13 protein-coding genes are annotated in these 12,990 nt (G+C 31.3%); 8 read left to right on the forward strand and 5 right to left on the reverse strand.

All coding sequences use genetic code 11. The features are described from left to right. Positions 1-22 precede the first annotated feature (22 nt). Both ACWJJT_RS02255 and ACWJJT_RS02260 read right to left on the reverse strand, forming a co-directional pair. Positions 23-448: a threonine/serine exporter family protein gene (locus tag ACWJJT_RS02255; protein WP_462955915.1), complete on the reverse strand. Its 426-nt coding sequence runs from the start codon at positions 446-448 to the stop codon at positions 23-25. Next, positions 445-1,218: a threonine/serine exporter family protein gene (locus tag ACWJJT_RS02260; protein ID WP_462955916.1), complete on the reverse strand. Its 774-nt coding sequence runs from the start codon at positions 1,216-1,218 to the stop codon at positions 445-447. The genes ACWJJT_RS02255 and ACWJJT_RS02260 overlap by 4 nt, the downstream gene beginning before the upstream one ends. 412 nt (positions 1,219-1,630) lie before the next feature. Here ACWJJT_RS02260 and ACWJJT_RS02265 point away from each other — a divergent pair, with 412 nt between their 5' ends. After that, complete coding sequence (locus ACWJJT_RS02265) at positions 1,631-2,860, forward strand: serine hydroxymethyltransferase (protein WP_462955917.1); 1,230 nt, start codon at positions 1,631-1,633, stop codon at positions 2,858-2,860. Positions 2,861-3,009: 149 nt separating this feature from the next. On the opposite strand, the gene ACWJJT_RS02270 is transcribed toward ACWJJT_RS02265, so the two are convergent. Next, the gene (locus ACWJJT_RS02270; RefSeq protein WP_462955918.1) at positions 3,010-4,305 is read right to left on the reverse strand and encodes a hypothetical protein; all 1,296 of its coding nucleotides are present in this window, start codon (positions 4,303-4,305) and stop codon (positions 3,010-3,012) included. A 135-nt stretch (positions 4,306-4,440) separates the two neighbouring features. Between ACWJJT_RS02270 and ACWJJT_RS02275 the strand changes: the two genes are divergently transcribed. Both ACWJJT_RS02275 and ACWJJT_RS02280 read left to right on the forward strand, forming a co-directional pair. Beyond that, the gene (locus ACWJJT_RS02275) at positions 4,441-4,842 is read left to right on the forward strand and encodes a hypothetical protein (protein WP_462955919.1); all 402 of its coding nucleotides are present in this window, start codon (positions 4,441-4,443) and stop codon (positions 4,840-4,842) included. A 282-nt stretch (positions 4,843-5,124) separates the two neighbouring features. Continuing rightward, positions 5,125-5,895, forward strand: coding sequence for a histidinol phosphate phosphatase (locus ACWJJT_RS02280; protein ID WP_462955920.1), 771 nt, complete (start codon positions 5,125-5,127; stop codon positions 5,893-5,895). A 274-nt stretch (positions 5,896-6,169) separates the two neighbouring features. Here ACWJJT_RS02280 and ACWJJT_RS02285 read toward each other — a convergent pair whose 3' ends face one another. Both ACWJJT_RS02285 and hisS read right to left on the reverse strand, forming a co-directional pair. Next, positions 6,170-7,519: an aminotransferase class V-fold PLP-dependent enzyme gene (locus tag ACWJJT_RS02285; RefSeq protein WP_462955921.1), complete on the reverse strand. Its 1,350-nt coding sequence runs from the start codon at positions 7,517-7,519 to the stop codon at positions 6,170-6,172. Positions 7,520-7,636: 117 nt separating this feature from the next. Further along, positions 7,637-8,953: a histidine--tRNA ligase gene (hisS, locus tag ACWJJT_RS02290; protein ID WP_462955922.1), complete on the reverse strand. Its 1,317-nt coding sequence runs from the start codon at positions 8,951-8,953 to the stop codon at positions 7,637-7,639. 333 nt (positions 8,954-9,286) lie between these two features. Here hisS and ACWJJT_RS02295 point away from each other — a divergent pair, with 333 nt between their 5' ends. The 5 genes from ACWJJT_RS02295 (at position 9,287) to nifU (ACWJJT_RS02315) (ending at position 12,982) form a co-directional block, all read left to right on the forward strand. Next, the gene (locus tag ACWJJT_RS02295) at positions 9,287-9,727 is read left to right on the forward strand and encodes an RrF2 family transcriptional regulator (protein WP_165412752.1); all 441 of its coding nucleotides are present in this window, start codon (positions 9,287-9,289) and stop codon (positions 9,725-9,727) included. Further along, positions 9,720-10,904, forward strand: coding sequence for a cysteine desulfurase NifS (nifS, locus tag ACWJJT_RS02300; RefSeq protein WP_462955923.1), 1,185 nt, complete (start codon positions 9,720-9,722; stop codon positions 10,902-10,904). The genes ACWJJT_RS02295 and nifS overlap by 8 nt, the downstream gene beginning before the upstream one ends. 1 nt (position 10,905) lies before the next feature. Next, on the forward strand, positions 10,906-11,334 hold the full coding sequence (nifU, locus tag ACWJJT_RS02305; protein ID WP_165412750.1) for a Fe-S cluster assembly scaffold protein NifU: 429 nt from the start codon (positions 10,906-10,908) through the stop codon (positions 11,332-11,334). Positions 11,335-11,344: 10 nt separating this feature from the next. Beyond that, complete coding sequence (gene mnmA, locus ACWJJT_RS02310) at positions 11,345-12,421, forward strand: tRNA 2-thiouridine(34) synthase MnmA (RefSeq protein ID WP_462955924.1); 1,077 nt, start codon at positions 11,345-11,347, stop codon at positions 12,419-12,421. A gap of 162 nt (positions 12,422-12,583) precedes the next feature. Further along, the gene (nifU, locus tag ACWJJT_RS02315; protein WP_462955925.1) at positions 12,584-12,982 is read left to right on the forward strand and encodes a Fe-S cluster assembly scaffold protein NifU; all 399 of its coding nucleotides are present in this window, start codon (positions 12,584-12,586) and stop codon (positions 12,980-12,982) included. Positions 12,983-12,990: the final 8 nt, after the last annotated feature.

Genomic DNA, 12,990 nt, shown 5'->3' on the forward strand with positions numbered 1-12,990 from the left:
AAGTAAAATTTGATGCTAAATTTTACTTCTTTATTTTTTTTAAAATTGAACTTATGGAGGATACGAATACAATTCCAATTGCAATTGAAATTGCGCTAAATAATGTTTCAGCACCTTTGGATAGAGCAGAATTAAAATTACCCTTTACGGCCTCAAGAGTAGAATAATACATTCCACCACCGGGTACAAGTGGTATAATTGCGCAGATTACAAATATAGTCACAGGATTTTTATATATTCTTGCCATTATTTCTGAGTAAATACTTCCAACCATGGAGGCAAGAAATAATGAAAAAACTATGGAGGCTTGTAGTCTTGAGGCAAGAAGATAGGTGAACCAGCTGATGCCTCCTCCAAGGGCGGCGATTACTAAGTTTTTACCTCTAATATTAAATAGTATTCCAAAACTAAGAGAACTTAAAAAAGCATAAAAAGAATTAACAATCATATAAGAGTACCTCCAAATAATAAGAACCATGTTTTGAAAACTATACTTGTGCCTGCAGCTATAGCAATGGCTATAAATAAAGCTTCTATTGTCCTAGAGATACCAGAAACTAAATCACCAGCAATAGTATCCCTTATTGCATTTGTTATGGCAATGCCAGGTGCTAGTATCATTATAGATCCTATTATTATAGTATCCATATTACCTACTAGACCTAAAGACTTGGATAAGAGGGCTATGAATGCAGCTAAAGAACCACCAAGCATGTATTTTAGAAAGCTATTTACATCTAATTTTTCTAAAAATAAACTTAAACAATTTATAAGTGCCCCAATTATTAAGGCTACAAAAAAGTCCTTATAATTTCCACCAAAAAGTAAAGTAAAAAATCCTGCGCAGATTGCAGAAAAAAATGTGGTGGTCTTCGGAGAATAAGGTGATAAATTATTTATATAATCAATCTTTTTTCTTATATCACTCATAGATAATGGATTAGAAACTAATTCTCTAGATAGATTGTTAATCATGGCAACCTTACTAAGGTTAACTGTTCTAACATTTATTCTTCTAATTAATGATATAGTTTTATTTTCACTATTAGTTATGGAAACCATAATACCAGTAGGGGTAACAAAACTTTCAGTGATTGGTATGCCATAGGATTTACATATCATAGTGATTGTTTGCTCAACCCTGTAGGTTTCTCCACCATTTTCTAATATGATTTTACCAGCTTCAGTAGCTACATGAATGATATCATCAATATGCATGTGATCTCCTTTCAGTATAAAATTAGTTTTAGTTTTTGTAGACTATTATAAGGTTTAAATATTTAATTTTGTATTGCATGTAATAAAATTCCTACACTATTATATACCATAAATCTATTAAATAATTATTAGTTGGAAAATAATTATTTATTAGTAGGGAAATTAATACCTATACATAAACGTGTATAATATGACCATGGAATTAGAAGTGTGAAAATCCTATAATGATTATAGTTATTAAAAAAATCAGGAGATTTTCATATTATTGTTGATAAATATGCCATTAACTTTTATAATATAAGTATAATACATATTTATATAATTTTAGAGTATTATTCTTATTTATTTTAAATTACTAATGAAACCGGTTTAGTGAATTGTTTAATCTAAAAGATGAGAGGGAGGATATGACATGACAGAATATTTAAAAAACAATGATTTCAAGGTTTACGATATTATTAAAGAGGAAAACGCGAGGCAAGAGGATCATATTGAACTAATAGCTTCTGAAAATTTTGTTAGCAGAGCTGTACTTGAAGCAAATGGTTCTATATTAACTAATAAATATGCAGAGGGATATCCTGCTAAAAGATATTATGGTGGTTGTGAAGTAGTTGATAAAATAGAAAATTTAGCTCGTGATAGGATGAAGGAACTTTTTGGAGCAGAACATGCTAACGTGCAACCTCATTCAGGTTCTCAAGCTAACATGGCTGTATATTTTTCAATGCTTAAGCCAGGAGATACAGTACTAGGTATGAATTTGAGTCATGGTGGACACTTAACACATGGTAGTTTAGTAAATTTTTCAGGGATTTTATATAACTTCGTTCCTTACGGTGTTAATTTAGAAACAGAAACTATAGATTATGAAAAAGTGAGAGCTTTAGCTAAAGAGCATAACCCTAAAATGATAGTTATTGGGGCTAGTGCTTACCCAAGAGCTATAGATTTTGCAGCATTTAGAGAAATCTGCGATGAAGTAAACGCATATATGTTTGTTGATATGGCTCATATAGCAGGACTTGTTGCAACAGGAGCACACCAGTCTCCAGTTCCATATGCTGATTTTGTTACTACTACAACACATAAAACACTTAGAGGACCTAGAGGTGGAGCAATTTTATGTAAAGAAAAATATGCAAAACAAGTAGACAAGTCTATTTTCCCAGGAATGCAAGGTGGACCATTAATGCATACTATAGCAGCTAAAGCTGTTTGCTTTGGAGAAGCTCTTAAACCAGAATTCAAAGTTTACATTGACCAAGTAGTTAAGAATGCAAAAGTATTGGGAGAAGAACTTTTAAAATATGGATTTAAATTAGTATCTGGAGGGACAGATAACCATCTTTTACTTATTGAATTAACAAACAAAGATATTACTGGAAAAGCAGCTGAAAAGTTATTAGATATTGTAGGTATTACTGTAAATAAAAATACTGTACCAAATGAAACCTTAAGTCCATTTGTTACAAGTGGCATAAGAATTGGTACACCTGCTGTAACTACAAGAGGATTTAAAGAAGAAGAAATGAAAAAAATAGCTGAACTTATAAATGAAACTCTAGAAAATAGAGAAGGAAACTTAGAACCAATTAGAGAAAAAGTAGTACAATTATGTAGTAAATTCCCGTTATACTAGGCGAATAGAAACATAATATTTGTGTGTAGAGAAGGGCATCTGCTTATTGGCAGGTGCCCTTTATTAAAATATGGCAATAGAAATATTAACTCCATTATATATTATTATTATTGATAACTTTGAAGATTTATATTTTAGTTTTTGTGATTTTACACATTTATATCTTGGGTTTCAGCGTCGTTCACAGCAGTATCTTTAACTATTAATACTGATTCACAGCTATTACAGATTTCAGAAGTCTCACTATTAAGTGCGGTGCAATTTGGGCATCTTATCATAATTTTAATTCCATTTGCAGATTGAGGTGATGTGTTAGTATTATGGTTAGTGTGATTTTGCTTTTGAAATAAATTTTGTAGTTTATGCTTTAATAAAATCCCCTCGTCTGATTTTAAAAGGTACTTTATTGAAACAAACGCAATATATCCTATAATTACCGTGTCTATTAATTCATAAGGAGTACTATATTTGGAATGCTGTATTTTTGGCAAAGAACTAGCTAGCATCACTAATTTTGAGATAGTAATAACTATAAATGATAGAGCAAGAGCAATGTACTTTTTATTTATAAAGCACAGGCCACCTACAAGCAATAATATTGTTACGCTACTGTTAATCCATATAAAGTCAGTGAAAATGGATATTGCAATTGATATAAAACTTACAAAATATAAAATGAAATCTATAAATGGCATAATAGTTTTTAAGACTTTAAAGGAATAAAGCACTTCAAGAAGATTTTGACAAACTTCATCAAAAGTTATCCCAGTTGCTTCTTTTGCCACAAGGGAATTATCCATTTCTATTATGTTTTTTATATTCGAAGAGAAAGTATTTCCTAGTGGAAGACTTTTAGGCTGCGATGAGTTAATTTTTGAGAAGCATGAATTTGAATTAGTCGCGTTTTTGTGTAAAGTTAATTGTACCAATATTCCAACTATAGAAATGGCTACACTAAGAAGTATATTAGCTAAATCACTATCTGCTTTAAGTATTATAAGTAAACTCATGCCAGCCGCGAAGCCACCTGAAACACTGGTGGAGAGAATAATTACAGTTTTTACAAAAAATATACTTAAAATACCTACCACTAATGATGTAAATATTGATAATGCAATACTTTGTGTCAGCATATAAGCTAATAAAAATCCCATAAGACCACAAAGAGTAAAAACTCCTACATTATATATCTTTAATGATATAAAAGCTCCTCCTATAGCGAATAGCAATCCGAAAAATATCCCCGCTCCTAAGCTTCCTATAATAAATACGCTGACTAATCCACCTAGCATACCAAATATTAAAAATCCAAAAACAGCAATCCAAAATTTTAATATCTTATACCCTAGGAAACATTGTAAAATTCCAAAAATAAATAATGTGATGGCAATAAGTTTAATAGATTGGCCAGACGTAGAGCTAAATTGATTTAAAATTTCAATCATTTACATGATCCTCCCATTATAATTTTATTGTTCCTGCAAATGAAATTATAACATATATTTACAAATTATAAAATAATTTACTGAAATATATAATTTAAAATATGGGCATCTTAATATATAAGAAGAGGTGGAGTTATGAAGATTAAGATAGCATGTGTTTTATTATTAGGTATGTGTATGATAGGGTGCAATCGTACTACTGAGGTAGCAACTATGGTAGAAGATTTAAATATGTCACAAAAACAATCTGTAATATCTCAAAGTCAATTAAAAATTATAAATGAAGTATCCGTTGTTAAGCGTGGAGAAACAGGTGTTATAACAATACAAGGAACACCGAATACATTATACAACATAAAGACTTCTTATAAATTAGCAAATAAAACAGTCTCTGTCATTCAATGGCGTACTACTGATGGTACAGGGGTGACTACATTTGATTGGATTGTTAGCATGGGAACTATGGCTGGAACATATGATGCCACAATATCTGGTGGAGGAGATACATTAAAAACGAATCATAGAGTTCTTTCGTAATATATAATATAAATTGGATATTTCAACTAAAAAGGCTTGGTATTACAAAGAGAGTAGTTTGTATTTTTTTTATGTCTTGTTTTTGAAAAAGGGCGAAGCTTTATAAAATTTAAATAACATAAGAAGACGAAGGGATTACATTTTATAATCCCTTTTTTTAGTGCATAATCTCAGGAGATGATTTAACTGAAAATTATATATTTATAAACTATGATATAATTAAATAAATAAAAGTAAATAATAGCTTTTGCATGATATATAGGAATACTAGGAGGATGGCTTATGATTGACTCACATATACATACAGAATTTTCTTTAGACTCCCAAATGAAGATTCAGGATGCACTAGAGCATTCGAGGAAAAATGGAATAGGAATGACTATTACAGAGCATCTAGATTTGAAATTTCCAACAGGAACAGGTTTTGTTTTTGATATAAATAAATATTTTAATGATTATGAAAGGTATAGAAGTAGCAAGTTTATGCTTGGGATTGAAATAGGTATGCAACTTATATGCCTAGAGGAAAATAGAGAAATAGCACGTAAACATCCTTTTGACTATATAATCGGATCTATACATGTAGCCAAAGGAGAAGATGTTTTCAGTCCGAAATTTTATGAAGGTAAGACTAAAAAAGAAGCCTTTGAGCAATATTTTTCAAGTATGGTCGATTGCATAAAACAGTACGACTTTATTGATAGTTTAGGACATATTGACTATATATCTAGATATGCCACTTTCAATGATAAGGAAATACATTATCATGAATTTAATGAATGTATAAATGACGTTTTAAAAGCTATAGTGAAAAATGGAAAAATAATGGAAATTAATACTAGAAGACTAGGAAATAAGGAGGCATATATCAATTTGATTAATATTTATAAAGCATACAATCAAATAGGAGGAAAATATGTAACCATAGGATCAGATGCTCATCATGCAGAGGATATTGGGAAAAGATTCTTAGAAGCTACTAGGATATGTGAGATATGTAACCTAAAGCCGGTGTATTTTAAAAAGAGAAAAATGGAATATATTTTTATGTAAAAAAATATTTTATTTTAATGAATAGTTAATAAGAGCCCCCCTTTATTGGGCCAATATTTTGAACTAAGGAGGACAAAAATGGAAAATAGCCAATTAATTAATCAAGTTATCGCATATTAACTACCACAACATCAATATCTATGATAATTATTGGCTCAATGCTTGCGTCAAAATTGAGAAGAGACAAGCTCCGCATAATGAGACTTGTCTTTTTATAATTTCAGATAAAAACTAAAGTATATTATTTTTATTTACCAGTAAATGAGTTTAGAAGTTATACATCAAAAAGGGTTTTTTTCATATTTTCATATTTTGCAACATAAAAATTTTTGTTTAATGAAATTTTCTTTAGAGCATAAGCTAATGTATCAATTTCTGAGTAAGTGTTATACAGTCCAAAACTTATTCTAACCATTCCAGGACGGCATAAATCAGGATTTGTTATGAGATTAAGTGTAAACTCATTAGGAATATTCAATAGCTTAGCAAGGTATGGCTGAGCACAAAAACACCCGCTTCTCACTGAAATACCCCACTCATAGGAAAGGATTTTTGCAACCAAGGCGTGGTGAATTCCGCAAATATTAAAGGGGATTATGCTAACCCGGTCAACTCCTTTAGAAGTATCACAATATATTTTTAAGTTTGGAATATTTTTTATTTTCAAAATGGCGTATGCGGTCAATTTTTTTTCAATACATTCCACGTTGTCCATACCAATTTTATTCAATGTTTTAATAGCAGATGCTAGAGCTATAGATCCTATAACATTGGGCGAACCTGCCTCATGCCTTTGAGGAGAGTCATCCCATTTTATAAAATCATGAGTAACAATATCTACTGTTCCACCGCCTACTAAATCGGGCTCACATTTATCTAAGAAATTTTTAGGACCGATTAATACACCAGTGCCAAAAGGGGCATACATTTTATGAGCAGAGAATATTAAAAAATCTATATTATATTCTGAATTCTTATTACTCATAATAAAAGGAGCGTGGGGTATTAATTGTGCTCCGTCCACAAGTAGTTTTGAACCAAATTTATGAACTAATTTAGCGATAGCATAAATAGGGTTTTTATATCCAGTTACATTTGAAGCACCTGTAATTGTAACTAATTTTATATGATTATTATATTTATTTAACTTAGATTCTAAATCATCTAAGGACAAGCGACCATCCGCATCTACGGATATATAATCGATAATAAATTTATCTCTCCAAGGTAGGTCGTTTGAGTGATGCTCCATATCCGTTGTTAGAATAACATTTTTTTCATATGGATCGTATAATAGGGTGGAAAGCTTGTTAAAGGCTTCTGTGGAATTTTTAACATAAATGACTGTATTATTAAAATCAGCATTAACAAATTTGCTGACGATATTTCTAGAATCGTCATATAATCTAGTAGTTAGTTGAGACTTATACCCTTCACCACGGTGAATGGAGGAATACCACGGAGCAAAATCAATAATATCTTCCATGACAGATTTAAAGGGAGGTGTAGTTGCTGCATTATCAAAATTAATTGCAGTAACACTTTTTCCGGATATAAGGGGTACCTTTTTGTTTATGCCAAGTATCAAACCCCTGTAGCTTGGACTATTATCTTTACTAGACATATAATCCTCCTCGTAAAATTATTTACAGTATATAGTATTAGTCTTACGAAGAAAAGGTGACTAAAAAAGAGAAAACTTCAGGAAGAGTATGAATCTCCTTCTGAAGTTGTTAATGATTTATAAATTAACTATTTTATGAGCATCATCAAAATCAGAAGTTATTTGCTCACCAGTGAGCATATTCTTTATAGTAACAGTTTTATTTTGAGCTTCTGTTTCACCTAATAAAAGTACAAAAGGGATATTTAATTTATTTGCATACCCAAGCTTCTTTACAAGTTTAGTATCCTCAAGGTATATTTCTGTGATTACGCCCTTATCTCTTAACGCATTTGCAAGAGAAATTCCATAATCAATATTATTATCTAGTGGTATTACTAGTGCTTTTGTTATTGAAGAGGTAGTGCTATTTTTAAAGAATCCAACTTCATTTAATTGATAAAATAATCTAGTAAGACCAATTGATATCCCTACTCCTGGTAGTTTTTGTTTTGTATAATACCCTGCTAAATCATCATAGCGTCCACCTGAGCATACAGATCCTATAGAAGGGTATTCGTTTAAAAATGTTTCATAAACAGTTCCTGTGTAATAATCAAGGCCTCTGGATATTTTTAAATCTATTTTAAAATTATCATCAGGAACTCCAAATAATTTAATGTATTTAGTAACTGTTGAAAGTTCACATACACCGTCTTTAAAGTTTGAATTAGAAATGTTTAAATTCTTTAATAATAATAAAATATCATCGTTGCTTCCACTGATATTAATGAATTCAAGAATTTTTTCTACGACTTCTTTACTTAAACCACTATTTAAGAGTTCCTCGGTTGCGGTTGTTACTCCAATTTTATCTATTTTATCAATAGTCTTTAATACCTCAGATTTATCTTGGATTTCTAAAGATTCAAAAAAACCATTTAATAACTTTCTATTGTTTATTTTTATTGTGAAATTCTTAAATCCAAGATTGTTGAATATTGAATAAATAATGCTAGGTATTTCAGCATCATTCAAAATACTTAAACTGTTGTTTCCAACAATATCAATATCGCATTGGTAAAATTCACGGAAACGTCCTTTTTGATTTCTCTCTCCTCTATATACCTTACCGATTTGGTATCTTCTAAATGGGAAAGTTAAAGAACTAAAATTTTGAGCCACATATCTCGCGAGTGGCACTGTTAAATCAAATCTAAGGGATAAATCATTACTACCCTTTAAAAATCTATAAATTTGTTTTTCGGTTTCTCCGCCTCCCTTTGCCAGGAGTATTTCTGATTTCTCTATTACTGGTGTGTCTATGGGCATAAACCCAAAGCTCTCATATGTTCCCCTTATTGTATCTGCTAATTTGTTGAACTGAATTTGATCTGCTGGCAGTAACTCCATAAAGCCAGGCAAAATTGATGGTTTTACAATTTCATTTTTCATTTTTAATACCTCCTATAAAAATATAAAAAACCCCACGCAGGTGATGCACCTACGTGGGTGATATTCTTCCAAAGCTTTTTTTTAAATTATACTATATATAATTAAATACTTCAAGGAAACTTTTTTAGTTATAAGATTAAATACTTCTCATAATATATAAATTTGAGTATTATGGATATATATATGAATTATTAATGAATAATTCAATGATTTAGCTTATAAATAGGAATAATAATGAAGAATTGAGTTATTTATAGTTGACAACATTACTAGGATTTGATATTATTATTTTAGAAAGTATAGCAAAACACTCTACTTTGAAGGAGTGATTGTATGAAATTATCTACTAAGGGAAGATATGGGGTTAAAGCCATGGTGGATTTATCAATAAATTATGGAGAACAACCTGTATCTATAAAAAGCATATCAGAAAGACAAAATATTTCTGAATATTATTTAGAACAATTATTTTCATCACTAAGGCGTGCGAAGCTTATTAAAAGTATAAGGGGAGCTCAGGGTGGATACATACTAAATAGAAAACCAGAGGAAATAACTATACAAGACGTCCTTGACGTACTTGAAGGTCCAATTGAGGTGTCAAATTGTTTAGAAGACGGAGCATGCAATAATATTGATTGTTGTGCTACTAGATTATTATGGAAGAAATTAAAAAATAGTATAGATAGTGTAACGTCATCAATAACTTTAAAAGATATTGTAGATGATTACAATGAAATTACATTAATTAAAGGAGTGAAAGATAATGAATAAATCAATTTACATGGACCACGCTGCAACCACTTATACTAAACCAGAAGTTTTGGACGCGATGATTCCTTATTTTACAAAATACTTTGGAAATCCTTCATCAATTTACTCTTTATCAAGAGAGACTAAAAAAGCTATTGATGTTGCAAGAGACAAGGTGGCAAAAGCGCTAAACGCCAGCGAAAATGAAATTTACTTTACTGGTGGAGGTTCTGAAGCAGATAACTGGGCAATAAAGGGGATAGCTTCTGCTTATAAGCAAAAGGGAAATCATATAATTACAACAACAATTGAACATCATGCAGTATTACATACTTGCGAATATTTAGCTAAGAATGGATTTGAAATCACATATTTACCAGTTGACGAATACGGATTTATTAGCATTAAAGATTTAGAAAATGCTATTACAGATAAAACTATTCTAGTATCTGTAATGTTCGCTAACAATGAAATTGGAACAATAGAACCAATAAAAGAAATAGGCGCATTATGTAGAAGTAAAAAAATACTTTTTCATACGGATGCAGTTCAAGCAGTAGGTCATATTCCAGTTGATGTAAAAGAAATGAACATAGATTTATTATCCCTTGCTGGTCATAAATTTTATGGACCTAAGGGCATAGGAGCTTTATATGTAAGAAAAGGAATTAAAATAGATAATTTAATACATGGTGGTGGACAAGAAAGAAATAGAAGAGCAGGTACTGAAAATGTAGCTAGCATAGTGGGAATTGGTAAAGCTCTTGAACTAGCGGTAGAAAACATGGGAGAAAATAATAAAAAACTAGTGTATTTAAGAGATAAGCTTATGAATGGATTATTAGAAGTACCTTACACAAGATTAAATGGACCAATAGGAGCAAAAAGGCTCCCAGGCAATTCGAATATCTGTTTTAGATTTATAGAAGGTGAATCTATATTATTGATGTTAGATGCAAAAGGCATTGCAGCGTCAAGTGGAAGCGCATGTACATCGGGTTCTTTAGACCCATCTCACGTGTTACTTGCCATAGGTCTTAAGCATGAGATAGCACATGGATCCTTAAGATTAACATTAGGTGATGCTACCACAGAGGAAGAAGTAGATTTTGCATTAGAAACAATACCAAAAATAATCCAAAGATTAAGAGATATGTCCCCGCTATGGGATGACTACTTAAAGAAAGGGGAAAATTAATATGATGTACAGTGAAAAAGTTATGGACCATTTTACTAACCCAAGAAATGTAGGAGAAATTCAAAATGCTAGTGGAATTGGTGAGGTTGGTAACGCTAGATGTGGAGATATTATGAAAGTTTATTTAAAAGTAGAAGAAAATATAGTAGTAGATGCAAAGTTTAAAACTTTTGGTTGTGGATCAGCTATAGCATCTTCAAGTATGGCAACAGAGCTTATTAAAGGTAAATCTGTAGATGATGCATGGACACTTACAAATTTAGCTGTGGCTGAAGCGTTAGATGGACTTCCAGCAATAAAAATGCATTGCTCAGTACTTGCTGAAGAAGCTATTCACAAAGCAATTAATGATTATAGAAGTAAGGCTGGACTTGAAGTATGGGATTTCGTAGAACATGACGATATACATGGTGAAGTACACGGAGAATAGGTGATATTAAATGAAGAAAAAAGTAGTTATCGGAATGAGTGGTGGAGTAGATAGTTCCGTAGCTGCATATCTTTTGAAAGAGCAAGGATATGAAGTTATAGGAATTATGATGAAGCTATCACCAGATAATCAGGATTATGAAGAAAATGAAGGCGGATGTTGTTCTATTTCTGCAGCAAATGACGCAAGGCGCGTTGCAGATGCACTAGATATACCCTTTTATGTTATGAATTTTAAAGATGTTTTTAAGACAAATGTTATTGATAACTTTATTGATGAATATATGGAAGGTAGAACGCCTAATCCATGTATTGTATGTAATAAAATAATTAAATTTGATGAATTTTTAAGAAAAGCGAAGGCGCTTGGTGCTGATTATATAGCTACAGGTCACTATGCTAAAATTGAAAAACAAGAAGAGCGATATATTCTTAGAAAATCAGAAGATGATAGAAAAGATCAAACTTATGCATTGTATACATTAACTCAAGAGCAATTAAGTCACACTTTAATGCCTTGTGGAGATTATGCTAAACCGGAAATACGAAATATTGCAGAGCGAATTGGACTAGAGGTTTTTAAAAAAAGGGACAGCCAGGAAATTTGCTTTATACCTGATAATGACCATGGAGCTTATATTAAGAAGTATAGTGGTAGAGAAATAAAGCCAGGTAACTTTGTTAATAAGCAAGGGGAAATTATGGGGAGACACAAAGGAATAGTGTATTATACTATAGGACAGCGAAAAGGACTTGGGATAGCGGTAGGTAAGCCTGTTTTTGTTACTGATATTAACCCTCTAACAAATCAAGTGATAATAGGTGATGAGGAGGATATTTTTAAAACTGAGCTTATAGCAAAAGATTTAAATTTCATTCTCTTCGATAAGCTGACCTCGAATTTAAGAGTTTCAGCTAAGATTAGATATTCGGCAATTCCTCAATTAGCTAATTTAATCCCTTTGGAAAATAATAGGGTGAAGGTCGTTTTTGATGAGAAACAAAGAGCTATAACCAAAGGCCAATCAGTAGTTTTCTATTCAGAAAACTTAGTAGTTGGCGGAGGGATAATCGAGGAAATTTTATAGGTGTACTAATTTAGTTTATAATTTAGGCAGAGGGATATCTAGTTAAAAAACTAGGTATCCCTCTGTATTTATAGTGGATAATTGTAACTATTTTAAATAGTGAAATTTCAGCTCTGAAGGTGATGATTTGATTATTTTGTTTATAAAAGGAGGAGCAATATTATGATGTATAGTGATAAGGTTATGGAGCATTTTTATAGTCCAAGAAATATGGGAATATTAGGTGATGCTAACGGTATTGGAGAGGCAGGAGACCCTAATTGCGGGGATATAATGAAGATTTATATAAAGGTTGAGGATAATATAATAACTAGTGTTAAGTTTAAGGCTTTTGGGTGTGGCTCAGCTATTGCATCATCTAGCATTGCGACAGAGCTTATAAAGGGTAAAACCTTAGAACAGGCATGGGAATTAACCAACAAGTCAGTAATTGAAGCCCTGGAAGGATTACCGGCTTTAAAACAACATTGCTCAGTGCTTGCAGAACAAACTATACATAATGCGATAAATAATTATAGAGAGTCGTGCATGCTTGAGCCTTGGAGGAATGATTTAAAATAAATATATTT

The organism is Clostridium sp. CM041, from assembly GCF_055081035.1.